This window comes from Microcella flavibacter (assembly GCF_012530535.1).
Taxonomy (GTDB): domain Bacteria; phylum Actinomycetota; class Actinomycetes; order Actinomycetales; family Microbacteriaceae; genus Microcella; species Microcella flavibacter.
The window spans coordinates 1484747-1510431 of record NZ_CP051299.1 but is presented as its reverse complement, the minus strand read 5'-3'; the positions used below and the strand labels follow the sequence as shown (position 1 = coordinate 1510431).

Here is a 25685-nt window from a genome sequence, read left to right as displayed (position 1 = left end):
GACGTGGACGGGCCCATCGCGAGCCCCGAGTCGCGCACCATCGCGATCCCCTCGATCGTCGAGGATCTGCTGACGCTCGCGCACGCCGGCATCCCGATCGCGTTCATCACCGGGCGCAGCGACGAGTTCATGCGCTCGCAGGTGGTGTCGCGGCTCGTGACCTCGGGTCTGCGCTCCGATGCTCTGGTGTTCGGGGTGTTCGAGAAGGGCGGGGTGTGGGCGCCCATCACGCCCGCGGGGCTCGGCGCGCTCGAGATCGACGAGAGCGTCGCGCTGCCTGCTGCTGCGCGGTCGGCCGTCGAGCAGCTCGCGCGCGAGCACTACGGGCACGCGATGTTCGTCGACGAGGGCAAGCGCGTCATGGTCTCGCTCGAGCAGCGGGTGGATGCCCCGGCCGAGGTGTACCGCACCGCCCAGACGGCGTTCCAGGCGGCGGCGTACTCGCTGCTCGGCTCGCTCGGGGTGGGGATCCGGTACGGCTCCCGCTCGCTGCCCGACGCCTCGGGCGCCGTGCCGTTCCGCATCGATCCGACGATCATCTCGACCGACATCGAGTCGGTGCGCCTCGACAAGGATCGCGGGGCCGAACGGGCCCTGCAGTGGTTCTCGGCGCACGGGGTCGGCGCTCGCCGCTGGTACTCGGTCGGCGACTCGCGCTCGGACTACCTCATGGCCGACCACGTGCACGCCGTCGGTCTGGATGTCGCCCACGTCGACGTGCGGCCCGCCGACGGCGTGCTCGAGCGCGAGTACGAGGTGATCGTGCTCGGCGAGCTCGTGCACGATCACGCGGGGGCGGCGTTCCTGCGGGCGCGGGTCGAGGAGCTCGGGCTGTAGAGGCCGGGGTCGCGGAGCCGGCCGCCGCAGGGTGTCCGTCTCGCGCGGACTTCTAGCGGACGCGTCGGAAGAGGACCCGTCGCTCGGCGTGTCGCCCGATTCGCCGTGCAGGACGGACACGGGGCGGTGAACGAGACGCGCCGAGCATCCCGCCCTGATCGTCGACACGCCGTCGAATGTCGGTGGCAGTTGCCATATTCGAACGTATGTTCGACTATGGAGTCATGCCGGCTCTCGCCCTCTCCCCTGCCGCGTCGCTCGACGCGGCCTCCGGGGTGCGTGCGGGCTCGGTCTCCGGTTCCGGGTCGGGCTCGGGGTCGGCGGCGCTCGCCGCAGCGCCGAGCGGGGCGCGGCTGCAGACGGTCGACACCGTGCAGGCGCTGCAGGCCCGCATCGACTCGCTGCAGCGCACGACCCTCGATACCCGGCTGAAGCCGACGCACGAGGCGCTCGCCGACCTGCTGCCCGACGGCGGGCTGAAGGAGGGCGCCGCCTACTCTGTCAGCGGCTCCAGCGCGCTCATCATGGCGCTGCTCGCCGGCCCCTCCGCCGCGGGCTCGTGGTGCGGCGTCGTCGGCATGCCCGAGTTCGGCATCGAGGCCGCCGAGGCCATGGGCATCGACCTCGACCGGCTCGTGCTCGTGCCGCACCCCGGCGACCAGTGGCTCACCGTCACGGCCTCCATCGCGGATGCGCTCGGCGTCATCGTCGTCAAGCCCGGGCGGGCGGCCAGCGACGGCGCGGTGGCGAAGCTCGCCGGCCGGCTGCGCGAGCGCGGCTCGACCCTGCTCGTGCTCGGCGCCTGGCCGCAGACCGAGGCGATGATCAGCCTCACCGAGAGCCGGTGGTCGGGGCTCGGAGCGGGCTCCGGCTACCTGACCAGTCGCGAGGTGACCCTCACGGTGACGAGCAGGCGCTCGGGGCGGCCCGCGAGCGGGCGGCTGCTCATGCCCGACCCCGAGCAGGGCATCCGTCGGCTCGACCCGCCGCTCGGCGCGGGGCGCACCCGGCCCGCCGCCGTCCGCGCCGAGCAGCGCTGGCGCGAGGTCGGCTGATGCTGCGCGCGCTCTGCCTCTGGGTGCCCGACTGGCCGGTGCTCGCCGTCGTGCGCGACGGGCAGGCGAAGCCCGGCGCCGTGCTCGCCGTCGTGAGCGCCAACCGCGTCGTTGCCTGCTCGGCCGCGGCCCGGGCGCAGGGCGTGCGGCGGGGCATGCGACGCCGCGAGGCGCAGTCGCTCGCCCCGGCGCTCACCGTCGTGCCGCACGACGACGACCGCGACCACCGGGTCTTCGGCCCGCTCGTGGACGCCCTCGAGGGGCTCGTCGCCGGGGTGCAGGTCGTGCGGCCCGGGCTCGTCGTGATCGGCGCCCGCGGGCCCTCCCGCTACTACGGCGGCGAGCGGGCGGCCGCGCTCGCGCTGCGCGCCGCTCTCATCGAGGATGGGGTGACCGACGCGCGCATCGGCATCGCCGACGGCGCCTTCACCGCCGACCTCGCCGCGCGGGATGCCCCCGCCGACGCCCCCGTGCGCATCGTGCCGGCCGGCGCCTCGGCGGCGTTCCTCGCCGCCCACCCCGTCACCGTGCTCGACGACCCCGAGCTCGCCACCCTGCTGCGCCGGCTCGGCATCCGCACCCTCGGCGAGTTCGCCGCCCTGCCCGACGAGGCCGTGCGCGCGCGGTTCGGCGAGCGGGGGGCCCACCGGCACGCGCTCGCCTCGGCTCACGATGCGAGCCTGCTCGTGCCGCGCATCCCGCCGCTCGACCTCGAGCGCGTCATCGAGTTCGAGCCTCCCCTCGACCGGGTCGACCAGGTCGCCTTCGCCGTGCGCCGGCTCGCCGACGAGGTCGTCGAGACCCTCGCCGGGCACCGGCTCGTCGCCACCGCGATCCGCATCGGGTTCCGCGACGAGCTCGGCGGCGAGCAGGAGCGCGCCTGGCTGCACCCGCGCTCGTTCCGGCCGAGCGAGATCGTCGACCGCGTGCGCTGGCAGCTCAGCGGGGCGACGCGCGTGCTCGGGGCGCGGCCCGGTGGTGCGGGCGGCGGCGGTGCGCCGGGGCCGGGCGGCGGCGCGATGGGCCCGGGACTGCCCGACCTGCGCGCCCCCATCACGCGCGTACGCATCGTGCCCGAGAGCCTCGACGCCCTCGCCCACCACGAGCCGGGGCTCTGGGGCTCCGGGCCCGACGAGCGCGTGCACCACGCCCTCTCGCGCGTGCAGAGCCTGCTCGGGCACGAGGCCGTGCTCACCCCGCAGCGCTCGGGCGGGCGCACCCCCGCCGAGCGGCGGGTGCTCGTGCCCTGGGGCGACCGCGCCGTGCTCGCCCGCCCCGTCGACCGGCCGTGGCCCGGGGCGCTGCCGCAGCCCGCCCCCGCGACCGTCTACCCCTCGCGCCACCCCGTCACCGTGCTGGATGCCCGGGGCGAGGTCGTCACGGTCGACGAGCGCCTGCGGCTCAGCGCGCCGCCCGCGGGCTTCTCCCCCAGCGCCGGCGGGGCGGTGCGCCCCATCGGATCCTGGGCGGGGCCCTGGCCGCTCGACGAGCGCTGGTGGGATCCGGCGCGCGCCCGCCGCGCGCACCGGCTGCAGGTCGTCGACGCCGCCGGCATCGCCTGGCTGCTCGTGCTCGAGGGCACGAGCTGGTGGGCGGAGGCGAAGTATGACTGAGCGCGCAGCGACGAGCGGGGCGGTGCGCTGATGGCCGGCTGGCACAACCCGCCCATCCCGTGGAGCGAGTTCGAGCGCGCCCTGCGCGACGGCACCCGCCCCGGCACGGCCCCGCCGCCCGGGGCCGACGGCGGCGACTCCCCCGCCTGGTCGGCCAAGCGCGCGCCCTACCAGCCCGCCGCGATCGAGCGGCCCGATGACGATCAGCTCGTCCCCTACGCCGAGCTGCACGCGCACTCCTCGTTCTCGTTCCTCGACGGGGCCTCGAGCCCCGAGGAGCTCTTGGAGGAGGCCGCGCGGCTCGGCCTCACCGGGCTCGCCCTCACCGACCACGACGGCCTCTACGGCGTCGTTCGGCTCGCCGAGGCGGCCGAGGCGCACGGGCTCACCACCGTCTTCGGCGCCGAGCTGAGCCTCGACCTCACCGGCCCGCAGCAGGGCGTCGCCGACCCCGAGGGCACGCACCTGCTCGTGCTGGCCCGGGGGCAGTCGGGCTACCACCGGCTCGCGGCCGCCCTCACCGAGGGGCAGCTCGCCGGCGGCGAGAAGGGGCGCCCGGTGTACCGGCTCGACGATCTGGCCGACAGCGGGCGGGGCGAGTGGGTCATCCTCACCGGATGCCGCAAGGGCGCCGTGCGCGCCGCCCTCGGCGATGCCGCGCTGCCGACCCGGGCGGCGCGCGATGCCGCCGGCCGCGCGCTCGACGCCCTCGTCGACCGGTTCGGAGCGGACTCCGTCGTCGTCGAGCTCATCGACCACGGCCGCCCCCTCGACACCGTGCACAACGACGTGCTCGCCGCCCTCGCCCGCGAGCGCGGCCTGCCGATCGTCGCCACGGGCGCCGTGCACTACGCCTCCCCCGCCCGGCACCCCCTCGCGAGCGCCTTCGCCGCGCTGCGCGCCCGCCGAAGCCTCGACGAGATGGAGGGCTGGCTGCCGCCCGCCGGTACCGCCCACCTGCGCAGCGGCACCGAGATGGCCGAGCGCTTCGCCCGCCACCCCGGGGCCGTCGAGTGCAGCGTCGAGCTCGCGCAGCAGCTCGGGTTCCCGCTGCGGCAGGCGAAGCCCGCGCTGCCCAGGCAGCGGGTGCCCGAGGGGCACACCCCGATGAGCTGGCTGCGGCACCTCGTCTGGGCGGCCGTGCCGCGCCGCTACCCCGAGGCCACCGAGGCCGACCGCGCCCGCATCGGCCGCGAGCTCGACGTCATCGAGCAGAAGGACTTCCCCGGCTACTTCCTCATCGTGCACGACATCGTGCAGTTCGCCCGCTCCCGCGGCATCCTCTGCCAGGGCCGCGGCTCGGCCGCGAACTCGGCCGTCTGCTACCTGCTCGACATCACCGCCGTCGATTCCATCGCCTACAAGCTGCCCTTCGAGCGGTTCCTCTCCGCGCTGCGCGACGAGGAGCCCGACATCGACGTCGACTTCGACTCCGACCGGCGCGAGGAGGTCATCCAGTACGTCTTTACGAAGTACGGCCGCCGCAACGCCGCCCAGGTCGCCAACGTCATCAGCTACCGCCCCAAGAACGCCGTCCGAGACATGGCGCGCGCGCTCGGGCACTCGACGGGCCAGCAGGACGCCTGGTCGAAGCAGGTCGAGCGCTGGGGCGCCGTGCTCTCGAGCGACGACCACGACATCCCCGCCCCCGTCGTCGCCCTCGCCCAGCAGGTGCTCACCTACCCGCGGCACCTCGGCATCCACTCCGGCGGCATGGTGCTCACCGATCGGCCCGTCGGCGAGATCGTGCCCATCGAGCACGCCCGCATGGAGGGGCGCACGGTTCTGCAGTGGGACAAGGACGACTGCGCCTGGATGGGCCTCGTCAAGTTCGACCTGCTCGGACTCGGCATGCTCGCCGCCCTGCAGTACGCCTTCGACCTCATGCGCGAGCACCTCGACGAGGACTGGGAGCTCGCGACCCTGCCGAAGGAGGAGCAGGCCGTCTACGACATGCTCTGCCGCGCCGACTCGATCGGCGTGTTCCAGGTCGAGAGCCGGGCGCAGATGGGCCTGCTGCCGCGCCTGCAGCCGCGCAAGTTCTACGACCTCGTCGTGCAGATCGCCCTCGTGCGCCCCGGCCCTATCCAGGGCGGCGCCGTGCACCCCTTCGTGCGCCGCAAGCTCGGCGAGGAGCCCATCGTCTACGACCACCCGAAACTCGTCGAGCCGCTCGAGCGCACGCTCGGCGTGCCCGTCTTCCAGGAGCAGCTCATGCAGATCGCTATGGCCGTTGGCGGCTGCACGGGCGACGACGCCGACCTGCTGCGCCGCGCCATGGGCAGCAAGCGCGGCCTCGAGCGCATCGAGTCGCTGCGCGAGACCCTCTACGCCGGCATGGCGGGCAACGGCATCACCGGGCGCCTCGCCGACGAGATCTACGGCCGCATCCAGGCCTTCGCCAACTTCGGCTTCGCCGAGAGCCACTCCCTCAGCTTCGGCCTGCTCGTCTACGCCAGCTCGTGGATCAAGCTGCACCACCCCGGCATCTTCCTCGCCTCGCTGCTGCGCGCCCAGCCCATGGGCTTCTACTCCCCCGCGAGCCTCACCGCCGACGCCGAGCGGCACGGCGTCGAGGTGCGCACCCCGTGCATCCTGCGCTCCGGCGTCGAGGCCGGCATGGAGAGGGTCGACCTCGTCGTCGACGACGCGTGGGCGCCCATCCCGGTGGATGCCCGGCGCGCCGCCGCGACCGGGCGCGAGCAGTGCCTCCACCGCCGGCAGCCGCCCGTGCCCGAGTTCGACGCCGCGGGCCCCGGGGGCACCGCCGACGACTGCGCCGCCCACCGCCGCGACGGCGACCTGGCCGTGCGGCTCGGCCTCGGAGCGGTGACCGGCATCGGCCGCCCCACCGCCGAGCGCATCGTCGCCGAGCGCGAGCGCGGCGGCCCGTACCGCGACCTCACCGAGCTCGTGTACCGCACCGGGCTCACCGCCGCGCAGGTCGAGGCCCTCGCCACCGCCGGCGCCTTCGACGTGCTCGGCCTCACCCGGCGCGAAGCCCTCTGGGCCGCGGGCGCCGCGGCCCAGGCCCGCCCCGAGTACCTGCCGGGCAGCGTCGTCGCCGTGCAGCCGCCGCTGTTCACCGACCTCGACGACGGCGAGACGATGGTCGCCAACCTCGTGTCGACGGGCATCGCCCCCGGCGACCACCCCGTGCGCTACGCCCGCCCGGCGCTCGGCCGGCGCGGCGTGCTCAGCGCCCGCGCGCTGCGCACCGCCGAGCCCGGCCGCCGCGTCGAGGTCGCCGGGGTCGTCACCCACCGGCAGCGCCCCGCCACGGCGAGCGGCATCACCTTCATCAACCTCGAGGACGAGACCGGGCTCGTCAACGTCATCTGCAGCGTCGGCCTCTGGGGCCGCTACCGCCGCGTCGTGCGCGAGGCGAAGGCCCTCATCGTGCGCGGCACCCTCGAGCGCTCGGCGGAGGGCGTCATCAACATCGTCGCCGACAGGGTGGAGGCCCTGCCGCTCACGGCGACGATGCCGAGCCGGGACTTCCGGTGACCCGCGACCGGTGAGCCACGACGCGCGGAGCGCGCCGGCCGCGACGCGGCACTCCCCCGATGAGCGTGCCGCAGCGGCCTCGTGCCGCGGTACCGTGAGCCCATGGCAGACGGCGGCACGGCATCCCCCAGCAAGAGCGACCGCGCGGAGGACGCCGTCACCGCGGTGCACGAGCATCCCGCGTTCCGCCTCGCCGCTCGCGGCGGCTTCGCCGTCAACGGGCTGCTCCACATCCTCATCGGCGCGCTCGCGCTCGCCATCGCGCACGGCACCACCGGCGGCGACGACGCCGACCAGGGCGGGGCGCTGCGCAGCATCGCCGAGAGCCCCGGCGGCGTGCTCGTGCTCTACGTCGTGCTGGTGGGCCTGCTCGCCCTGGGGCTCTGGCTCGTCGTCGAGGCGTTCCTCGAGAACCGACCCCGTCCGACACCCGACAAGCGGTGGCTCAAGACCGGGGTGACCCTCGCCAAGGGTCTCGTCTACCTCGCGCTCTGCGCCCCCGTCGTCAGCGTGCTCATGGGCGTCTCCAGCGAATCCGACGAGGACGTGCAGGAGGTCAGCGCCTTCCTGCTGCGGACGCCCGGCGGCGTCTTCGTGCTCATCGCCGGCGCCGCGATCATGCTCGGCATCGGCGGCTACTTCGTCGTCAAGGGCGTCAAGCGGCGGTTCCTCGACGACATCCGCCTGCCCCGATCCCCGCTCGACCGCGGCGTCACCGCGCTCGGCGTCGCCGGCTACACCGCGAAGGGCGTCGCCCTCGCGGCCGTCGGCGGCCTGCTCGCCACCGCCGCGATCTCCACCGACGCGAGCGAGGCGGGCGGCATCGATGACGCTCTGCGCATGATCGCCGCTCTGCCGTTCGGCACCGTGCTGCTCACGATCGTCGGCGGCGGCCTCATCGCCTACGGTGTCTACTGCTTCGCCCGCGCCCGCCTCGCGAGGCTCTGAGGCGGCCGCGGCCGGTAGCCTGATCCGATGGCCGCTCCCGACGAACCGCTGCGCCCCGCCGCGCGCGCGGCGAAGGCGCTCGGCCCGGACACCCCGCTCGATCCCACCATCGAGAGCTCGGCCGGCACCGCGCGCACCGCGCTCGAGAGCCGCCCCTTCACGATCCTCGCCCGCTCCGGCTGGGCCGTCACCGGGCTGCTCCACCTCCTCATCGGCGGGCTCGCCATCGCCCTCGCCGTCGGCAATCGGGATGTCCGCGCCGACGAGGTCGGCGCCTTCGAAGCCCTGGCCTCCCCGCCCCTCGGCGGCGTGCTGCTCGCCGCGGTCACGATCTCGCTCGCGGGCCTCGGCGTCTGGATGATCGCCGACGCCGTGCTCAACCAGGGCCCCATGCACCGCCCCACCTCGGCCGTGTCGAGCGCGGCCCAGGGCCTCATGTACCTCGCGATCGCCGTGCTGCCGCTCATCCTGCTGCTCGGCGGCGAGCTGCAGTCGGGCGGCGCGGCCCGCCGGCTCAGCGCGATGCTCATCGGCACGCCGTTCGGCGCGGTCGTCCTCGTGCTCGTCGGTCTCGGCGTCGCCGTCGCAGGCGGCTACTTCGTGGTCAAGGGCGTGCTGCGCCGCTTCTCGTGGGAGCTGCGCCCCCTGCCGCCCCGGCGCGGCCGCGCCGTGCGCATCGCGGGGCTCATCGGCTACGTCGCCCGAGGGGTCGCGTTCCTGCTGCTCGCCGGCCTCATCATCGTCGAGACCCTCGAGGCCGACGCCGAGGGCATGACGGGGCTCGACGGCGCCTTCTCCGCCGTGCGCGAGGTGTTCCTCGGCCCGGTGATCCTCAGCCTCATCGGGGCCGGGCTCATCGTCTACGGCGTCTACGGCTTCGCCCGGGCGCGGCTCTCGCGCATCTAGCGGGTCGCGCCGAGCGCGCCGCGAGGGCGACCGCGCTCCGGGCGGCTCGAGCCTCGCGCCGTCCGACATCGGCGCTCCGCGCCGCCCGCCATCACGTGTTCGCGCCCCGTGCCGCCACCGCCCACTCCTCCTCGCGCCCATCCGGGTGCACCGCCACCACCCGGTCGGCGAGGTTCATGGCCGAGCACACGTGGTTCGGCGCCAACCGCAGCACCGTGCCGAGCGCGGGCACCGCCGCCGTCTCGGGCAGCTCGATCGTGGCGTGGTGCTCCGACAGCGCCACGATGCGCGCCTCGGGGTGGTCGGGCAGGCGCCCGAAGCCGGTCGCGAAGGCGAGCCGGTCGGCGCCGAGCGCCTTGTTGCCGGCATCGACGATCACGCGCCGCCCGCGCCGGCTCACGACCGTGGCGTGCGCGGTGAGGGCGATGCGGCCGGGGTCGGCGGAGCCGAGCTCCCACTGCTGCGCGTCGAGCAGCGGGTAGACCCCCGGGCGCAGCTCGGTGAGCAGGCCCGGCGCCGTGTGCTCGACGCTCGGCGTCGAGCCCCCGCTGACGAGGGGGCACGGGATGCCCTGCGCGAGCATCCCGTCGCGCGCGGTCTGCAGCGCCCGCTGCTCGTCGGCGGCCGCGGCCGCCCTCCGGTCGGGAGCGTAGGAGTGCCCGGGGAACGTGAACACCCCGTCCACGCCGAGCCCGGCGTCGAGCGCCACCGAGGCGACCGCGGCGGCCTCCGCCGGAGCGACCCCGCTGCGCGCGTGCCCGCTGTCGATCTCGACGGCCACCGTCACGACCGCTCGGCTCGCGGCGAGCATCCGCACCCCCTCGATCGAGTCGACCCCGACGCGCAGCCGCACCCGGTCGGCGAGCGCGCGCAGGCGCTCGGCCCGCGGGCCCGCCGCCCACACCGGGTACGCGATGAACAGGTCGTCGATGCCGTGGTCGGCGAAGATCTCGGCCTCGGCGACCGTCGCGACGGTCAGCCCGACCGCGCCGTGCGCGAGCTGGCGGCGGGCGATCTCGACGGTCTTGTGCGTCTTCGCGTGCGGCCGCAGGGCGAGGCCGAGCCGGCGGGCGTGGGCCGCCATGCCGGCGAGGTTCTGCTCGAGCAGCTCGACGTCGACGACGAGGAAGGGGGTGTCGCGCATGGCCCCATCCTGCCGCGCCGCGGGCCGGTCACGGTGCTCAGCGGCCTCCCGACCAGAAGCACCGCACCCGGTCGCCCAGCGCTCAGCCGCCCTGCGCCATCTGCTTCCGCAGGAAGTCGATGCGCGACTGCAGCTGCGCCACGCTCGCGTGGCCGACCGCCGGGCCGCCGCAGATTCGGCGCAGCTCGGCGTGCACGTGCCCATGCGGCTGCCCGGTGAGCTTCGCGCGAAGACCGACGAGGCTGTTGAGCAGCGTGCGCTGCTCCTTGAGGGAGCGGTAGAGCGGCACCGCGGGCTGCTGCTCCGAGGGCGGGCGCTCGGCGACGCGCCTCATCTGGCGCTGGTAGCGCGAGCGCAGCAGCTCGTGCACCTGGTCGGGTTCGAGGATGCCCGGCAGGCCGAGGAAGTCGAGCTCCTCGAGGCTGCCCACCTCCGCCTGCTGGCCGAACTCGGCGCCCTCGTAGAGCACCTTGTCGAACTGCGCCTCCGACTCCAGCGCCTTGAACGTGTAGGTCTCGGTGAGCGCGTCGCTCGCGCTGTCGGGCGTCTCGGCCGCGTGCAGCAGGTCGTCGGCGAGCAGCTCGCCGGCACCCTCGCGGTCGAGGGCGTGATCGCGCTCGCGCTCGAGCTCGCTGGCGAGACCGAGGATGGGCGGCACGCTCGGGATGAAGATCGACGCCGTCTCGCCGCGGCGCCGGGCGCGCACGAACCGCCCGATGGCCTGGGCGAAGAACAGCGGGGTCGACGAGCTCGTGGCGTACACCCCGACGGCGAGGCGCGGCACGTCGACGCCCTCCGAGACCATGCGCACGGCCACGAGCCAGCGGCTCTCGGCGTCGGCGTACTCCTGGATCCGCTCGCTCGCGCCGAGCTCGTCCGAGAGCACGACGGTGGGCATCTCGCCGGTGATCGCCCGCAGCAGCTGCGCGTAGGCGCGGGCTGCGGTCTGATCGGTGGCGATGACGAGGCCCCCGGCATCGGGGATCGCGTGGCGCACCTCGGTGAGACGCCGGTCGGCCGCGCGCAGCACGCCGGGCATCCACTGGCCCTCGGGGTCGAGGGCGGTGCGCCAGGCCTGCGAGGTGACGTCCTGCGTGTCGCCCTGGCCGAGGCTCGCCTCCATCTCGTCGCCCGTCGTCGTGCGCCAGCGCACCTTTCCCGCGTAGGACATGAACAGCACGGGACGCACGACGCCGTCGGCAAGGGCGCGGCCGTAGCCGTAGGCGTAGTCGGTCTGCGAGATGCGGATGCCCTGCTCGTCGGGCAGGTAGGTCACGAACGGGATCGGCGAGGTGTCGGAGCGGAACGGCGTGCCCGTGAGCGAGAGGCGCCGCACGGCCCCGTCGTAGGCCTCGCGGATGGCGTCGCCCCAGCTGAGCGCGTCGCCGCCGTGGTGCACCTCGTCGAGGATGACGAGGGTGCGGGCCGACTCGGTGATGATGCGGTGCACGTAGGGCTTCGCGGCGACCTGCGCGTAGGTGACGGCGGCGCCGTGGTAGGCCCGGGCGACCGAGCGCTGGCTGTTGCGGAAGGCGGGGTCGAGGCGGATGCCCACGCGGTGCGCCGCATCCGCCCACTGCCGCTTGAGGTGCTCGGTCGGCGCGACCACGACGACGCGGTCGACGGTGCGGCGCGCGAGCAGCTCGGTGGCGAGCCGCAGCGCGAAGGTCGTCTTGCCGGCGCCGGGGGTCGCGGCGGCGAGGAAGTCCTTCGGCTCGGAGGCGAAGTAGCGGTCGAGGGCCTCGGCCTGCCAGGCGCGGAGGCGGCCGGCGGTGCCGCGCGCGGCCCGCTCGGGGAATGACGGGGAGAGGTGCTCGGCGGCGAAGGTGCCCACATGGGGTGCTGCGCGGTCGGGCTGGCTCACGTGCATCGAGGCTACTCGCTGTCGGGGGCGTCGAGCCGCGAGAGGGCCGAGCGGCGGCGGGCGACGGCGGGGCCGAGCAGGGATGCGCGCTGCACCGCTCCCCGCCCGAACCGGTCGGCGACCGCGTCGATCGTCGTCTCGGCATCGCGCCAGGTCTCGTCGTCGTCCCAGAGCCCGCGCGCGATCGATCCCGTCGGCAGCAGGTTCTCGGCGCGCACGCCGATGAGCCGGATCCCCGCGCCGTCGGCGTTCGCCGCCCCGTAGAGCGCCCGCGCCTCCCGCGCGATGCGGTCGGCGACGTCGGTGGGCTCGGGAACGGTGATCGAGCGCGTGATGGTGCGGAAGTCGCCGAAGCGCACCTTGATCGCCACGGTGCGCGCGACCCAGCCCCCTCGGCGCAGGCGCTCGGCGACCTTCGTCGACAGCCGCAGCAGCTCGCGCTCGAGGGCGGCGCGGTCGAGCACGTCGCGCTCGAATGTCATCTCGTGGCCGATCGACTTCTCGTCGTGCTCGGGGACGACGGCGCGCGCATCGCGGCCCCACGACAGGGCGTGCAGCCGTGCGGCGCCGGCGTCGCCGATGGCGCGCGCGAGGGCATCCACCGGCGTGCCCGCGAGGTCGCCGATGGTGCGCAGCCCCAGGCGCACGAGCTTCTCCTCCGTCGCCGCGCCCACGCCCCACAGGGCGGAGATCGGCTGCGGGTGCAGGAAGGAGAGGGTGTCGCGCTCGGGCACGACGAGCAGGCCGTCGGGCTTCGCGCGCCCGGAGGCGAGCTTGGCGACGAACTTGGTCGCGGCCGCGCCGACGGAGGCGTTGAGCCCCGTCTCGCGGCGGATGCGCTCGCGCAGCGCCCGGCCGATCTGCCAGGGCGGCCCGAAGAGCCCGGTGGCGCCGCGCACGTCGAGGAAGGCCTCGTCGATCGACAGCGGCTCGACGAGCGGCGTCATGTCGCCGAGGATCGCCATGACGTGCCGCGACCAGCGCTGGTACTGCTCGTAGTGCGGCTCGAGCACGACGGCCTGCGGGCAGCGCCGCAGCGCGACGGCCATGGGCATCGCCGAGTTGACGCCGTAGCGCCGCGCCTCGTACGTGGCGGCGGTGACGACGGAGCGCATGCCGCGGTGCCCCACGATGACGGGGCGCCCCCGCAGCTCGGGCCGGTCGAGCAGCTCCACCGAGGCGAAGAAGGCGTCCATGTCGAGGTGCAGGATGCCCGCGCTGAGGTCGTCCGAGGGCGTCTCGGTCGTCTGCCGACCCGTGCCGTCCTGCTTGCTCATCGCCCGCCCCTCACGCGAGCATCCTCGCACCGACCACCGACCACCGACCACCGACGCGTGCGAACGCCGACGTGCACGAACGCCGATGGGGGCGGAGCGTCCGAGGACGCCCCGCCCCCATCGGGCGGTGCGGGAAGCGGCTACTAGGCGCGCTTGCGGCCGGTCACGGCGCCGTAGATGACGAGCACGATGAGCGCGCCGCCGATGGCGACGAGCCAGGTGCCGATGTCGAAGAAGCTCTCGATGCCGACGCCGAACACGGCGCTGCCGATGAAGCCGCCCAGGAGGGCGCCGACGACGCCGAGGACGAGGGTGATGAGCCAGCCGCCGCCCTGACGACCCGGGAGGATCAGCTTGGCGATGGCGCCGGCGATGAGGCCGAGGAGGAGGAAGGCGAGGATGCCCATATGGTGCTCCTTTATCTGTGGTTCAAGAACACGGTTGGTTCTTAGGGGGCTCACAAGCGATTCGGTGGAATCGCTCGGCCAAAATCTAAGCACACCCCCGGACGGGGGGCGCGTAAGCATTCAGCGCGTTCCCAGTTTTGCGGTTCCGGCACCCTCTGCCACGCTGGGAGCATGTCTCACCTGCATCCCTGGTCGCGCTACGTCGCGATCGGGGACTCGTTCACGGAGGGCATCGGCGATCCCGAGCCCGACTCCCCCGGCGGGCACCGCGGCTGGGCCGACCGGGTGGCGGAGAACCTCGCTGAGCGCACCGAGGGCTTCGCCTACGCCAACCTCGCGATCCGCGGGCGCCTGCTGCAGCAGATCGCCGACGAGCAGATCCCCGCGGCGCTCGAGCTGCGGCCCGACCTCATCTCGATCTCCGGCGGCGGCAACGACATCATCCGCCCCGGCACCGACCCCGACGAGGTCGCCACCCGCTTCGAGGCCGCGATCGAGCGGCTGCGCTCGAACGGGGCGACGGTCGTCATGTTCAACGGACCGGACATCGGCATGACCCCCGTGCTGCGGCGCGTGCGCGGCAAGGTCGCGATCTACAACGAGAACCTGCGGTACATCGCGGCCAAGCACGACGCGATCGTCGCCGACATGTGGGCGCTGCGCGAGCTGCAGGACCCGCGCATGTGGGCGCCCGACCGCCTGCACTTCTCCCCGCTCGGCCACCATACGATCGCCCGCGCGGTGCTCGACGCCCTCGCGGTGCCGCACGATCTCGCCCCCTACGCGCCCGAGCCGATGCCGGGCCGAACCTGGCAGCAGGCGCGCGTCGACGACATGGGCTGGGCGCGCGAGTACCTCGTGCCCTGGGTGGTGCGCCGCATCCGGCACCAGTCCTCCGGTGACGCCGTCACGCCGAAGCGCCCCGGGCCCTTCGTCTGACGAGCACCCCGCGCGCGGGTCAGCGCGCGAGCGACTCCTCCGCCGGCAGCACGCCCCACAGGCGCAGCGGCTGCTCGAGGCGCCACGAGAGATCCGGTGCCGGGATGCTCCCGCTCCACTCCAGGCCCACCCGCAGCTGCTCGTCCCCGAGCTGCACGAGCATGTCCTGGGGCTCCGGCGGGTCGCCCGGTCGCAGCCGGGGCGCCGGGATCAGGCTCGAGCTCGTCGCCGCCCCCCACGTCACCGCCGCCGAGTCCTCCGCGACGCGCAGTTCGGCGCTGCCGCCCCACGGCGCCTCGTACCGGGCGACGACCTCGCCGTCGGCGGCGAGGTCGATGCGGCGGAAGTCGTCGCGGGTGCTCGCGAGCAGGGCGCGCACGTCGCCGCCGACGATCGGGCTGGTCGGCCCGCCGAGCACGACGCCGACGAGGGGCACGGTCTCGCCGGCCTCCTCGGCGTCGGCGGAGAACAGCAGGCACGAGCCGGCGGCGTTCGTCGTGCCGGTCTTGAGCCCGGTGATGCCGTCCTGCCCGAGCACGGGGTTGCGGCTCTCGAACCGCCCGATGCCGGGCACCTCGACGACCGGCAGGCCCGCCGCGGTCGCCGTCACGGGATGCGCGAGCGCGAGGCGGGCGAGGTCGAGCAGGGCGCGCGGCGTGCCGGCGCTCTCGGTGGCGAAGCCGGTGGCGTCGGCGACCGTGATGCCCTCGAGCCCGTTCTCGGCGAGCCAGGCGTTCGCGGCTTCGACGTAGGCGTCGACCGAGCCGAAGGCCCAGGCGGCGAGGGTGTCGGCGTAGTTGTTGGCCGAGTGCACGAGCATGAGCTCGATGACGGAGCGCTGCGTGATCTCGGTGCCGGCCGGCGCGGGGGCGACGACGCCGACGATCGCCCGGTAGTCGGCGACGCGCTGCTCGTCCTCGGCGGTGAGCGTGATCGTCTCGCCGCGGTCGTCGCCCTCGATGGGGCGGGCGTCGAGCACCACGAGCGCCGTGACGACCTTCGTGATGGAGGCGATGGAGCGGGGTGAGTCGAGGTCGTTGCCGGCGAGGACGGTGCCGGGGGCATCCTGCTCGCCGATCGCGGCGGCGCCGTAGCCGGGCAGCGCGACCTCGGCGGCGGGCGTGCTGATGGCCGCCCGAGGCTGCACCTCGGGCGCGATCGCCGGCAGCGGCAGGGCGAGGGCGTAGGCGGTGTAGGCGCCGGTGACGCTGGCGAGCAGGCCGGCGCCGACGATCGCGGCGATGCCGGCGCGCAGACGGGGGCGCGGACCGCGCGCGCGACGGAAGGCGGGGCCGAACCCGGGTGCGCTGCTCACGCGGAGTCGCGCCAGACGATGCGGGTGTCGAGCAGCACGCCGCTCTGGGCGCCGCGGCCTCCCGAGCGGATCTGCTCGAGCACGAGCTCGGCAGCGCGCGCGCCGAGCACGCCGGCCGGCTGGCGCACCGTCGACAGCAGGGGCTGGCAGCGCAGCGCCCAGGCGCTGTCGTCGAAGCCGACCACCCCGACGTCCTCGGGCACGCGGCGGCCGGCGGAGCGCAGGGCGTCGAGCGCCCCGGCGGCGACGGCGTCGGAGGCGCAGAACACGCCGTCGAGGTCGGGCGCGCGCTCGAGCAGCTCGGTCATGCCGACGAGTCCGGCGCGGAAGGAGTAGAGCTCCTGCTCGCTGACGAGGGCGGGGTCGAGGTCGTCGCCGAGCGCATCCCGGAATCCGGCGAGGCGGTCGCGGCCCGAGTCGCGGTCGAGGCCCGCGGCGATCATCCCGACCCGACGGCGGCCGGTGCCGACGAGGCGCTCGACGATCTGCCGGGCCGCGCCGCGGTTGTCGATGCCGATCCAGGGCAGCTGGGGCTGGTTGTCGGGGCGGCCGACCATGACCGCGGGAAGGTGGAGGTCGGCGATGGCCTTCGAGATCGGGTCGCCCTCGCGGGCGGAGACGATGATGGCGCCGTCGACGAAGCCGCCGCCGAGGTAGCCGGTGACGCGCTCGGAGTCGCGCTCGGTGTCGATGACGAGGGAGACGAGCTGGTAGTCGGCGTCGCTCAGGGCGGCGTTGGTGCCGAGCAGGATGTTGCCGATGTTGGGGTCGTCGACGAACACGGAGTGCGGCTCGTGCACGATGAGCGCGATCGCGCCGGAGGACTGCGTGGCGAGGTTGCGCGCGGCCGTGTTGCGCACGTAGCCGACCTTGCGGATCGCCGCCTCGATGGCCGCCCGCGAGGAGTCGGAGACGTACGGCTCGCCGTTGAGCACGCGCGAGACGGTGCCCCGCGAGACCTTCGCCTCGGCGGCCACGTCGAAGATCGTGGCGCGCTTCGGGCGCGGGCGGGTGTCGGTCACGGTCGTCAGTGTAATCGCGGCTCCCCCGCCGATCGGGGAGGCGGATGTTGACACCGCGGCCGCGCCGTGTCTACTCTGTGAACGCTCACAGAAACCTCCTCCCCGTGATCGCGCAGCGCAATCTGTGCACGCTCACAGAGGGGCCGGGATCGGGGCGACGACGATGTTGACCGACGATCTTGCGAGGACCGTTCCCGTGACCAGCACCCCCGCCCTCTCCCGCCCCGCCGAGGCCTCCCTCGTGCCCGGGTGGTCGACGCGGTCGATCCTGCTGGGCTGCGACTACAACCCCGAGCAGTGGAACGAGTCCGTCTGGCGCGAGGACGTCGCGCTCATGGCCGAGCTCGGCGTCGACCTCGTCGCGATCAACATCTTCGGCTGGGCCCACCTCGAGCCCCGCCCGGGCGAGTACGACTTCCGCGGCCTCGACGCGATCATGGCGATGCTGCACGAGGCGGGCATCCGGGTGAACCTCGGCACCGGCACCGCCTCGCCGCCGCCGTGGCTCAGCCGCGTCAGCCCCGAGATCCTTCCCCGCACGGCCGAGGGCGTCACCGCCTGGCCGGGCGGCCGCCAGGCCTGGTGCCCGAGCTCCCCCGAGTTCCGCGCCCGGGCGCTCGCCCTCGTCGAGAAGGTCGCCGAGCGCTACGGGCAGCACCCCGCGCTGGCGCTCTGGCACGTCTCCAACGAGCTCGGCTGCCACAACGCCCGCTGCTTCTGCGACACCTCGGCCTCCGCGTTCCGGGACTGGCTGCGCGGTCGCTACGGCACGATCGAGGCCCTCAACGCTGCCTGGGGCACCGCCTTCTGGAGCCAGCGCTACAGCGAGTGGGCCGACATCCAGCCGCCGCGCTTCACCCTCTCGGCCGGCAACCCCGCCCATCAGCTCGACTACCGCCGCTTCTCCTCCGACGCGCTGCTCGACCACTACCGCGCCGAGGCCGCCGTGCTGCGCCGGCACTCCCCCGCGCCCGTCACGACCAACCTCATGGTCACCGACCACATCTCCACCCAGGACTACTGGGCATGGACGGGCGACCTCGACCTCGTGGCGAACGACCACTACCTCGATCACCGCCTGCCCGACCCGCTCGCCGAGCTCGCCTTCAGCGCCGACTGGACCCGCGGCCTCGCCGCCGGCGCCCCCTGGATGCTCATGGAGACCTCCACGAGCGCCGTCAGCTGGCAGCCGGTGAACCACGCGAAGCGGCCGGGCGAGCTCGCGCGCACCGTGCTCGGGCACATCGCCCGCGGCGCCGACTCCATCTGCTTCTTCCAGTGGCGCGCGTCCCAGCGCGGCGCCGAGCAGTTCCACTCGGCGCTCGTGCCGCACGCCGGCGCGACCGGCCCGGCGTGGGACGACGTCGTCGGGCTCTCCGCCCTCCTCGACCGGCTCGAGCCCGTCGTCGGAACCCGCGTCGTCGCCCGCGCCGCCATGGTCGTCGGCTGGCAGGAGCGCTGGGCCACCGAGGCCGACACGCTGCCGACGTCGCTGCTGCGGTACCTGCCCGAAGCCCGCCGCTACCACCGCGCGCTGCGCGCCCTCGGCGTGACGGTGGACGTCGTCCGCCCCGGCGCCGCGCTCGACGATTACGATCTCGTCGTCGTGCCCACCCTGTACGCCGCCTCCGACGCGGCCACACCCGCGCGCTGTACGCCCTGCTCGACGCGCTGCGCGCGCGGTTCCCGCACGTCGCGATCGAGTCCCGCGCCTCGGGCGGCGGGCGCATCGACCTCGGCATCGTCACGCGCGTGCACCGCTTCTGGACGAGCGACACCAACGACGCGCTCGAGCGCCAGCGCATCCAGCGCTACACGGGCATCCTGCTGCCGCCCGAGCTGCTCGGCGGCCACGTCGGCGCCCCGCGCGCGCACATCACGGGCCGCACCCACGACCTCTCCTTCCGTCTCGCGACCGCGCTGTTCGGCCACGCGGGCATCGAGTGGGACGTCACGCGGGCGACCGACGACGATCGTGCCGCCTTGCGCAACTGGGTGGCGCAGGTGAAGGCGCTGCGGCCGCTGCTGCACGGCGGGCGCACGGTGCGCACCGACGAGGCCGACGACGCGCGCCTCGTGCACGGGGTCGTCGCCCACGACGGCGGCGAGGCGCTCATCGCGCTCGTCACCCTCGCGGCCTCGCCCGTCTCGGTGCCGCCGCCGCTGCGGTTCCCGGGGCTCGATCCCGAGCGCCGCTACCGCATCGAGCCGATCGAGCTGGGGGGCGCTCCGCGCGCGGTGCAGGATGCTCCCCCGCAGTGGCTCGCCGCCGGCGGCATCACGGCGAGCGGCCGGGCCCTCGCCGAGCTCGGCCTGCCCGTGCCGCTGCTCGCGCCGGAGCAGGCGCTCGTGCTGCACGCCCGCGCCGTCGAGCAGCCGTAGCGGGCGCGCCGGGCCCGCGGTGCCCGCGCGCGTCGAGACGCGCCGAGTTGAGCTTTCGATGCCGAGATGCGGCTTCCGAAACCCCAACTCGACACGAACCCTCAGTTCGGCGAGGCGGTCGACGACGCCGTCGCTGCAGCGATCGGTGTCCCCGCGGCCCGCCTAGCCCAGCGCGTACAGCGCGACCGCGCTCGCGGCCGCGACGTTGAGCGAGTCGACCCCGTGCTGCATGGGGATCGTCACGACGACGTCGGCGGCCGCGAGGGCGGGGCGGCTGAGGCCGTCGCCCTCGGCGCCGACGAGGATCGCGACGCGCTCGGGCGCGGAGGCTGCGAACTCCCGCAGGCTCACGGCGTCGTCGGCGAGGGCGAGCGCGGCGATCGTGAAGCCCGCGGCGTGCAGCATCGGCGCGGCCTCGTCCCACTCCGGCAGCCGCGTCCACGGCACCTGCAGCACGGTGCCCATGCTGACGCGCACGCTGCGGCGGTACAGCGGGTCGGCGCAGCGCGGCGTGACGAGCACGGCGTCGGCGCCGAGTCCGGCCACCGAGCGGAAGATCGCCCCGACGTTGGTGTGGTCGACGACGTCCTCGACGATGACGACGCGCCGGGCATCCCGCAGCAGCGTCGCCGGGTCGACGGCGGGCGGCCGGTGCATGCTCGCGAGCGCGCCGCGATGCAGGTGGAACCCGGTGAGCTCCTCGAGCACGCCCGCCGCGCCGACGTGCACGGTGACGTCGTGGCCCTCGAGCAGGCGCTCGAGCTCGGGCAGCCACTTCTCGCTCGTCAGCACCGAGCGCGGCCGGTGGCCGGCCCGCAGGGCCCGGCCGATGACGGTGAGCGACTCGGCGATGTACAGCCCGCCCTCGGGCTCGGTGACGCGGCGCAGCGCGACATCGGTGAGCCGCGCGTAGTCGGCGAGTCCGGGGTCGTCGACGCTCGTGATGGTCTCGATGCGCATGCCGCGCCCGCCTTCCGCTCCGGGCGTACAGCCCGGGGAAACATATCGGAAACCGCGCGCGCTTACTCTGGAGGGGTCCGCTCGAGAGGAGCCGCATGTCGTCGTCCGCCGCTCCGGCCGCCAGCGCGGCCGATCCTGCGGCGCGCGCTGCGGCCCTGAGCGACGAGGCGCGCACCGCCCTCGAGGCCGCGACGACCGTGCTGAAGGGCGCGCGCATCGCCGTGCTGACCGGGGCGGGCGTGAGCACCGACTCGGGCATCCCCGACTACCGCGGCGCCGGCGCCCCCGTGCGCACGCCCATGACGTACAGCCAGTTCCTCGCCGACGACACCTACCGCCGCCGCTACTGGGCGGGCAGCCACCTCGGCTGGAAGCGCTTCTCCGAGGCCCGCCCGAACGACGGCCACCGCACGCTCGCCGAGCTCGAGGCCGAGGGCGTCGTCGCGGGCATCATCACGCAGAACGTCGACGGCCTGCACGTGCGCGCCGGCTCCCGCCGCGTCGTCGACCTGCACGGCTCGATGTATCGCGTCACCTGCCTGCACTGCGGCCAGTTCTTCGCGCGCGAGTCGATCGCCGAGCGCATCGAGGCGCTCAACCCCTGGCTCGACCCCGAGGGCCCGCACGCCATCAACCCCGACGGCGACGCCGAGGTCGACGACGTCAGCCGCTTCGCCATCCCCGAGTGCAGCGTCTGCGGCGGCACCCTCAAGCCCGACGTCGTCTTCTTCGGCGAGTTCGTGCCGCCCGTGAAGTTCGAGGAGGCCCGCGGCATCGTCGCCCGCGCCGACGCGCTGCTCATCCTCGGCTCCTCCCTCGTCGTCAACTCGGGCATCCGCCTCGTCGGGCTCGCGCAGAAGCGCCGCATCCCGACCGTCATCGTCAACCGCGGTGCGACGAAGGCCGACTCGCGCGCGGCCGTCAAGATCGAGGCCGGCACGACCGAGACCCTCGCGGCCCTGCGCGACGCGCTGCGCGCCTGAGAAGCGCCCCTAGGATCGTTCCGGCCCCCACCCGGAAGGACACCATGACCGCGTTCGCGCTCGTGCGCCACGGCGAGACCGACTGGAACCGCGCCCGCCGCATCCAGGGCTCGACCGACATCCCCCTCAACGACACCGGGCGCGAGCAGGCCGCCGCGGCCGGCGCCCTGCTGCGCGGCCGGCAGTGGAGCCGCATCATCGCCTCGCCGCTGTCGCGCGCCGCCGAGACCGCCGCGATCATCGCCGAGGGGGTCGGGATGCCCGGCCCCGAGCTCGACGAGGCCTTCGTCGAGCGCAACTACGGCGAGGCGGAGGGCTGCACGGGCGCCGAGCTCGACGCCCGCTTCCCCGACGGCACGGAGGTTCCCGGCCGTGAATCGCGCGAGGCGGTCGCCGAGCGCGTCATCGCCGGCCTCCACCGCGTCGCCGCCGAGCACCCCGGCGAGGCGATCATCGTCGTCTGCCACGGCGGCGTCATCCGCAGCGTGCTCGAATCGGTCGCCCCGGGTCGCCACCGCGAGCCGATCACGAACGGCTCGGTGCACTCCTTCCAGCACGCCGACGGGGCGCTCGAGCTCGTGGCCTTCGACGACCCGCTCGATGAGGCGTCGATCTTCCCGTTCGCCGAGGACTTCGAGCAGCAGAACCCGCTGGCCGGGCGCGAGCGCTAGCGCCCGCTCGCGCGCCCTCGCGCCGCGAGCTCGCGCAGCAGCTCGAGCAGCAGCGCCGCACTCCGACCCCAGTCGAAGCGCGCGGCCTGGGCGATGCCGGCGCGCGAGCGCGCCTCCCACTCCCCCGGCGCGAGCAGCGTTGCGACGGCGGCGGCGAAGGCCTGCGGGTCGTCGGCCGGCGCGTACAGCGCCGCATCCCCGCCGATCTCGCGGAAGATCGGGGTGTCGCTGGCGATGACGGGCGTGCCGCGCCCCATCGCCTCGACGAGCGGGATGCCGAAGCCCTCGTCGCGCGAGGCGTGCACGAGGGCCGTCGCGCCGTCGAGCAGCGCGCGGTACTCCTCGTCGCTGACCCCGTCGTGGGCGACGATCGCGCCCGCGGGCGCGAGGGCGAGCAGGCGGTCGCGGTCGGCGGGACGGATGCGGCTCAGCAGGTGCAGGCGCGCGCCGGGCATCCCGTGCAGCGCCCGCGCGAGCGTCTCGACATTCTTGTACGGCATGAACGAGCCCATGTAGACGAGCTCGATGCCGCCCTCGGGCCGCGTGCGCTGCGGCGCCGGGTCGGGCCGGTCGGCCGCGTTCGGCACGACGACGACGGGCCGACGAGTGAGCCGGTGCCGTTCGATGAGCCCGCGGGTTGTCTCGCTCACGGTGACGATCGCGTCGGCGCCGTTCAGCAGCATCCGCTGCGGCCACCAGGCGCGGTGGTACAGCCGCCAGAGCAGTCGCACGGGGCCGGGCAGGTCGCGCGGCGGCGTGGGATGCGCGTAGTAGATGAGGTCGTGCAGCGTGAGGGCGAGCGGGTAGCGCCGCCCGCGCGAGCCCATCGTCTGCATGGGGCTGAAGACGACGTCGGGTGCGAGCCGGTTGACCTGCCGGGCGACGAAGAGCTCGCGCGCGCTCGTCGGACCGCTGACGCGGTGCGCCGCGACGCCCGCGGGCAGCATCGCGCGCTGCCGCTCGTCGCTGATGAGCATCGTCAGCCGTTCGTCGTCGCGCAGCAGCGGCAGCAGGTGCTCGACGAGGCTCGCGGTGAAGCGGCTGATGCCGTCGTGCGCGCCGAGGCGCGTGTAGCGGCAGTCGATCACCAGATGGGTGGCGGGCTCGCCGCTCACGCCAGGAACTCCTCGATCGCGCGCGCCGCGACCGCCGGGGTCTCGTAGTGGATGAGGTGGCCCACCTCGGGGATGGCGACGAGGCGCGCATCGGGGAACAGCGTGACGAGCCGGTGCTGCGCCTCGATGGGGGTGATGTCGTCGCGCTGCGCGGCGATGAGGAGGGTCGGCTGCGCGATGCGGGCGGCGTACTCCGAGACGTCGTGCGAGACGGATGCCCGGAACGACTCCAGCAGGCTCTGCCGGCTCGCGAAGGCCGAGAAGTAGCGGTCGTGCTCCTCGTGGATCCACCGCCGCAGCGCGGGCTCGCGGGTCTTCGCCATGGAGGCGCTCATGATGCGCGTCACGAGGCGACTGCGCAGCGCCGCGAAGCCGAGGCGCTCGGGCAGGGCGGCGCCCACGCGGTAGAAGCCGACCGCGGCCCGGGTCAGCACCCCGCGCGGGCCCGCGAGGGCGGGCTGGCCGATCGGGTTGACGAGGATCACCCGCGGCGAGGGCACCCGCGCAGCGACGGCCGCGGCGACGACGATCGAGCCGAAGGAGTGGCCGAGCAGCACCGCGGTGCCGCGCACGCCGCTCGCGCCGAGGAACGCGTCGAGCCAGGCCGTGTAGCCCGCGATGTCGTGCGGCCGGTCGGGCAACGGGGACGAGGCGCCGAACCCCGGAAGATCCGGCGCGATGATGCGCAGGTGGGGCAGCTGCGCCACGACGGGCTCGAGCCCGTGGTGATCGCCGCGGAAGCCGTGCACGACGACGAGCGTGCGCTCGGCATCCACCGGGCCGTACTCGACGACGGCCGTCGAGGCGCCCAGCACCTCGAGCCGCGACTCGCGGCGCGGGATGCGCGACAGGGCGTCGGCGTACGGGGAGGGGACGGGCACCCGGCCGATTCTAGGGGCGCGGCAGGTGCGGCGGTCGGCAGCACCACGGTTAGGGTTGACTCGCCCTGAAACCGATCCGCCCACCCCCGAGGAGTCGCGTGAACTTCACCGCCCCCATCACCCTGCCGGGTCTCGCCCTCGACCCGCAGTGGTACCGCCGCAGCGTGTTCTACGAGGTCATGGTGCGGTCGTTCATGGATGCGAACGGCGACGGCACCGGCGACCTGGGCGGTCTCATCGGCAAGCTCGACTACCTGCAGTGGCTCGGCATCGACGCCCTGTGGCTGCCGCCGTTCTTCCAGAGCCCGCTGCGCGACGGCGGCTACGACATCAGCGACTACACGGCGATCCTGCCCGAGTTCGGCACGATCGAGGAGTTCCGCGAGCTCGTGACGAAGGCGCACGAGCGCAACATGCGCGTCGTGATCGACCTCGTCGTCAACCACACCAGCGACCAGCACGAGTGGTTCCAGCAGTCCCGCAGCGACCCCGAGGGCCCCTACGGCGACTTCTACGTCTGGAGCGACACCGACGAGAAGTACGAGGACGTGCGCATCATCTTCGTCGACACGGAGGAGTCGAACTGGGCGTTCGACGCCGAGCGCCGGCAGTTCTACTGGCACCGCTTCTTCTCGCACCAGCCCGACCTCAACTTCGAGAACCCGGCCGTGCACGAGGCGATCTTCAACGTCGTGCGCTTCTGGCTCGACCTCGGCGTCGACGGGTTCCGGCTCGACGCCATCCCGTACCTCTACGAGAGCGACGGCGGCAACGGCGAGGGCGAGCCCGCCACGCACGAGTTCATCAAGACACTGCGCGCCATGGTCGACAAGGAGTACCCCGGCCGGGTGCTCATCGCCGAGGCGAACCAGTGGCCCAACGAGGTCGTGCAGTTCTTCGGCACGACGGAGGAGCCGGAGTGCCACATGGCCTTCGACTTCCCCGTCATGCCCCGCATCTTCTACGCCCTGCGCTCGCAGCAGGCGACCGAGCTCGAGCGCCAGCTGCGCGAGGAGATCGACGCGCCCGAGGGCGCGGCCTGGGGCGTGTTCCTGCGCAACCACGACGAGCTGACGCTCGAGATGGTGAGCGAGGAGTACCGCCAGGCGATGTACGGCTGGTACGCCTACGACCCGCGCATGCGGGCCAACATCGGCATCCGCCGCCGGCTCGCGCCGCTGCTCGACAACTCGCGCGCCGAGCTCGAGCTCGCGCACGCGCTGCTCTTCAGCCTGCCCGGCAGCCCGTTCCTCTACTACGGGGACGAGATCGGCATGGGCGACAACATCTGGCTGCCCGACCGCGACAGCTCGCGAACGCCCATGCAGTGGACTCCCGACCGCAACGCGGGCTTCTCGCACGCCGACCCGGGCAAGCTCTTCCTGCCCGTCGTGCAGTCGCTGGTGTACCACTACAACCAGATCAACGTCGAGAGCCAGCTCGCCCAGTCGCGCTCGCTGCTGCACTGGGTGCGCAACGTCATCCACGTGCGCAAGGCCCACCCGACCTTCGGCCTCGGCACCATCCGCGTGCTGCAGACCGACCACGAGTCGGTGCTCGCCTTCGTGCGCGAGTACGGCGGCAGCGGCACGCACCTCGGCGACGCGCCCGAGCGCATCCTCTGCGTCTTCTCCTTCGCGCACAACCCGGTGGCGGCGACGATCACGCTCGACGGCCACGAAGGGGCCCCGCTGTGGGATCTCTTCGGCGGCGCCGACTTCCCGAGCGTGAACGACGACGGCACGGTCACGCTGACGATGGCCACGCAGAGCTTCTACTGGCTGCACGTGGGCGACCGCGATCCGCACCCGCACCACGGCACGGGCTTCGGCGTCGGCGGTCACGCCTAGGCTCCGCGG

At 74.2% G+C, this 25685-nt stretch carries 20 protein-coding genes and 2 pseudogenes; 13 read left to right on the top strand and 9 right to left on the bottom strand.

The window, feature by feature from the left end:
* Positions 1–3 precede the first annotated feature (3 nt).
* The 6 genes from HGB54_RS07110 (at position 4) to HGB54_RS07085 (ending at position 8866) form a co-directional block, all read left to right on the top strand.
* Positions 4–837: a hypothetical protein gene (locus HGB54_RS07110; RefSeq protein ID WP_228545724.1), complete on the top strand. Its 834-nt coding sequence runs from the start codon at positions 4–6 to the stop codon at positions 835–837.
* Between the two features lie 224 nt (positions 838–1061).
* Positions 1062–1892, top strand: coding sequence for a hypothetical protein (locus tag HGB54_RS07105; protein WP_168915819.1), 831 nt, complete (start codon positions 1062–1064; stop codon positions 1890–1892).
* Positions 1892–3505 (top strand): DNA polymerase Y family protein, encoded by a 1614-nt coding sequence (locus HGB54_RS07100; protein ID WP_168915818.1) that lies wholly within the window; start codon positions 1892–1894, stop codon positions 3503–3505. The genes HGB54_RS07105 and HGB54_RS07100 overlap by 1 nt, the downstream gene beginning before the upstream one ends.
* A 30-nt stretch (positions 3506–3535) precedes the next feature.
* Positions 3536–7012 carry an error-prone DNA polymerase gene (locus tag HGB54_RS07095; RefSeq protein WP_168915817.1) on the top strand — a complete coding sequence of 1159 codons (3477 nt, stop codon included), beginning with the start codon at positions 3536–3538 and terminating at the stop codon, positions 7010–7012.
* A 102-nt stretch (positions 7013–7114) separates the two neighbouring features.
* Positions 7115–7960 (top strand): DUF1206 domain-containing protein, encoded by an 846-nt coding sequence (locus HGB54_RS07090; protein WP_168915816.1) that lies wholly within the window; start codon positions 7115–7117, stop codon positions 7958–7960.
* Positions 7961–7987: 27 nt separating this feature from the next.
* On the top strand, positions 7988–8866 hold the full coding sequence (locus HGB54_RS07085) for a DUF1206 domain-containing protein (RefSeq protein ID WP_168915815.1): 879 nt from the start codon (positions 7988–7990) through the stop codon (positions 8864–8866).
* A gap of 91 nt (positions 8867–8957) precedes the next feature.
* Here the strand turns inward: HGB54_RS07085 and HGB54_RS07080 are convergent, their stop codons facing one another.
* The 4 genes from HGB54_RS07080 to HGB54_RS07065 all read right to left on the bottom strand — a co-directional run bounded on the left by HGB54_RS07080 (position 8958) and on the right by HGB54_RS07065 (position 13558).
* Positions 8958–10010, bottom strand: a complete 1053-nt coding sequence (locus tag HGB54_RS07080) for an alanine racemase (RefSeq protein ID WP_168915814.1) — start codon at positions 10008–10010, stop codon at positions 8958–8960.
* 82 nt (positions 10011–10092) lie between these two features.
* The gene (locus tag HGB54_RS07075) at positions 10093–11880 is read right to left on the bottom strand and encodes a DEAD/DEAH box helicase (protein WP_168915813.1); all 1788 of its coding nucleotides are present in this window, start codon (positions 11878–11880) and stop codon (positions 10093–10095) included.
* A gap of 5 nt (positions 11881–11885) precedes the next feature.
* On the bottom strand, positions 11886–13151 hold the full coding sequence (locus HGB54_RS07070) for a DNA polymerase IV (RefSeq protein ID WP_168915812.1): 1266 nt from the start codon (positions 13149–13151) through the stop codon (positions 11886–11888).
* A 143-nt stretch (positions 13152–13294) separates the two neighbouring features.
* Positions 13295–13558, bottom strand: coding sequence for a GlsB/YeaQ/YmgE family stress response membrane protein (locus HGB54_RS07065; protein ID WP_168915811.1), 264 nt, complete (start codon positions 13556–13558; stop codon positions 13295–13297).
* A 171-nt stretch (positions 13559–13729) separates the two neighbouring features.
* Between HGB54_RS07065 and HGB54_RS07060 the strand changes: the two genes are divergently transcribed.
* Positions 13730–14497 (top strand): SGNH/GDSL hydrolase family protein, encoded by a 768-nt coding sequence (locus HGB54_RS07060; RefSeq protein ID WP_168915810.1) that lies wholly within the window; start codon positions 13730–13732, stop codon positions 14495–14497.
* Positions 14498–14516: 19 nt separating this feature from the next.
* On the opposite strand, the gene HGB54_RS07055 is transcribed toward HGB54_RS07060, so the two are convergent.
* Together HGB54_RS07055 and HGB54_RS07050 are read right to left on the bottom strand one after the other, a co-directional pair.
* A complete protein-coding gene (locus tag HGB54_RS07055) occupies positions 14517–15812 on the bottom strand; it encodes a D-alanyl-D-alanine carboxypeptidase family protein (RefSeq protein WP_168915809.1) in 1296 nt (431 codons plus the stop codon).
* Entirely contained in the window at positions 15809–16834 is a 1026-nt protein-coding gene (locus HGB54_RS07050) for a LacI family DNA-binding transcriptional regulator (RefSeq protein WP_168915808.1), read from the bottom strand. Before HGB54_RS07050 ends, HGB54_RS07055 begins: the two co-directional genes overlap by 4 nt.
* Positions 16835–16997: 163 nt before the next feature.
* Here HGB54_RS07050 and HGB54_RS07045 point away from each other — a divergent pair.
* The 3 genes and pseudogenes from HGB54_RS07045 to HGB54_RS12740 form a co-directional block, all read left to right on the top strand.
* Positions 16998–18461: pseudogene (locus tag HGB54_RS07045) on the top strand (beta-galactosidase); the annotation flags it as partial.
* Positions 18462–18484: 23 nt separating this feature from the next.
* Positions 18485–18805, top strand: a pseudogene (locus HGB54_RS12810) (alpha-galactosidase); the annotation flags it as partial.
* Between the two features lie 12 nt (positions 18806–18817).
* On the top strand, positions 18818–19216 hold the full coding sequence (locus HGB54_RS12740; protein WP_267237822.1) for a GH36 C-terminal domain-containing protein: 399 nt from the start codon (positions 18818–18820) through the stop codon (positions 19214–19216).
* A 162-nt stretch (positions 19217–19378) separates the two neighbouring features.
* Here the strand turns inward: HGB54_RS12740 and HGB54_RS07035 are convergent, their stop codons facing one another.
* Positions 19379–20176 (bottom strand): TrmH family RNA methyltransferase, encoded by a 798-nt coding sequence (locus tag HGB54_RS07035; protein WP_168915807.1) that lies wholly within the window; start codon positions 20174–20176, stop codon positions 19379–19381.
* A gap of 95 nt (positions 20177–20271) precedes the next feature.
* Between HGB54_RS07035 and HGB54_RS07030 the strand changes: the two genes are divergently transcribed.
* Positions 20272–21159 (top strand): Sir2 family NAD-dependent protein deacetylase, encoded by an 888-nt coding sequence (locus HGB54_RS07030; RefSeq protein ID WP_168915806.1) that lies wholly within the window; start codon positions 20272–20274, stop codon positions 21157–21159.
* 44 nt (positions 21160–21203) lie between these two features.
* Positions 21204–21830 (top strand): histidine phosphatase family protein, encoded by a 627-nt coding sequence (locus HGB54_RS07025; protein WP_168915805.1) that lies wholly within the window; start codon positions 21204–21206, stop codon positions 21828–21830.
* Here the strand turns inward: HGB54_RS07025 and HGB54_RS07020 are convergent.
* Together HGB54_RS07020 and HGB54_RS07015 are read right to left on the bottom strand one after the other, a co-directional pair.
* Positions 21827–22945, bottom strand: a complete 1119-nt coding sequence (locus HGB54_RS07020) for a glycosyltransferase family 4 protein (RefSeq protein WP_228545723.1) — start codon at positions 22943–22945, stop codon at positions 21827–21829. The genes HGB54_RS07025 and HGB54_RS07020 overlap by 4 nt on opposite strands.
* Positions 22942–23826 (bottom strand): alpha/beta fold hydrolase, encoded by an 885-nt coding sequence (locus HGB54_RS07015; RefSeq protein ID WP_168915804.1) that lies wholly within the window; start codon positions 23824–23826, stop codon positions 22942–22944. Before HGB54_RS07015 ends, HGB54_RS07020 begins: the two co-directional genes overlap by 4 nt.
* A 98-nt stretch (positions 23827–23924) precedes the next feature.
* On the opposite strand from HGB54_RS07015, the gene treS reads away from it, so the two are divergent.
* Positions 23925–25676: a maltose alpha-D-glucosyltransferase gene (gene treS / locus HGB54_RS07010; RefSeq protein WP_168915803.1), complete on the top strand. Its 1752-nt coding sequence runs from the start codon at positions 23925–23927 to the stop codon at positions 25674–25676.
* The last annotated feature ends 9 nt before the right edge of the window (positions 25677–25685 follow it).

Excerpts from the sequence above, each read along its gene's own strand:
- HGB54_RS07095 (WP_168915817.1), top strand. The coding sequence starts at position 3,536 with ATGGCCGGCTGGCACAACCCGCCCATCCCGTGGAGCGAGTTCGAGCGC.
- HGB54_RS07035 (WP_168915807.1), bottom strand. The coding sequence starts at position 20,176 with ATGCGCATCGAGACCATCACGAGCGTCGACGACCCCGGACTCGCCGAC.
- HGB54_RS07030 (WP_168915806.1), top strand. The coding sequence starts at position 20,272 with ATGTCGTCGTCCGCCGCTCCGGCCGCCAGCGCGGCCGATCCTGCGGCG.
- HGB54_RS07090 (WP_168915816.1), top strand. The coding sequence starts at position 7,115 with ATGGCAGACGGCGGCACGGCATCCCCCAGCAAGAGCGACCGCGCGGAG.
- HGB54_RS07070 (WP_168915812.1), bottom strand. The coding sequence starts at position 13,151 with ATGAGCAAGCAGGACGGCACGGGTCGGCAGACGACCGAGACGCCCTCG.
- HGB54_RS07105 (WP_168915819.1), top strand. The coding sequence starts at position 1,062 with ATGCCGGCTCTCGCCCTCTCCCCTGCCGCGTCGCTCGACGCGGCCTCC.
- HGB54_RS07025 (WP_168915805.1), top strand. The coding sequence starts at position 21,204 with ATGACCGCGTTCGCGCTCGTGCGCCACGGCGAGACCGACTGGAACCGC.
- HGB54_RS07080 (WP_168915814.1), bottom strand. The coding sequence starts at position 10,010 with ATGCGCGACACCCCCTTCCTCGTCGTCGACGTCGAGCTGCTCGAGCAG.
- HGB54_RS07075 (WP_168915813.1), bottom strand. The coding sequence starts at position 11,880 with ATGCACGTGAGCCAGCCCGACCGCGCAGCACCCCATGTGGGCACCTTC.
- HGB54_RS07060 (WP_168915810.1), top strand. The coding sequence starts at position 13,730 with ATGTCTCACCTGCATCCCTGGTCGCGCTACGTCGCGATCGGGGACTCG.
- HGB54_RS07065 (WP_168915811.1), bottom strand. The coding sequence starts at position 13,558 with ATGGGCATCCTCGCCTTCCTCCTCCTCGGCCTCATCGCCGGCGCCATC.
- HGB54_RS07085 (WP_168915815.1), top strand. The coding sequence starts at position 7,988 with ATGGCCGCTCCCGACGAACCGCTGCGCCCCGCCGCGCGCGCGGCGAAG.
- HGB54_RS07100 (WP_168915818.1), top strand. The coding sequence starts at position 1,892 with ATGCTGCGCGCGCTCTGCCTCTGGGTGCCCGACTGGCCGGTGCTCGCC.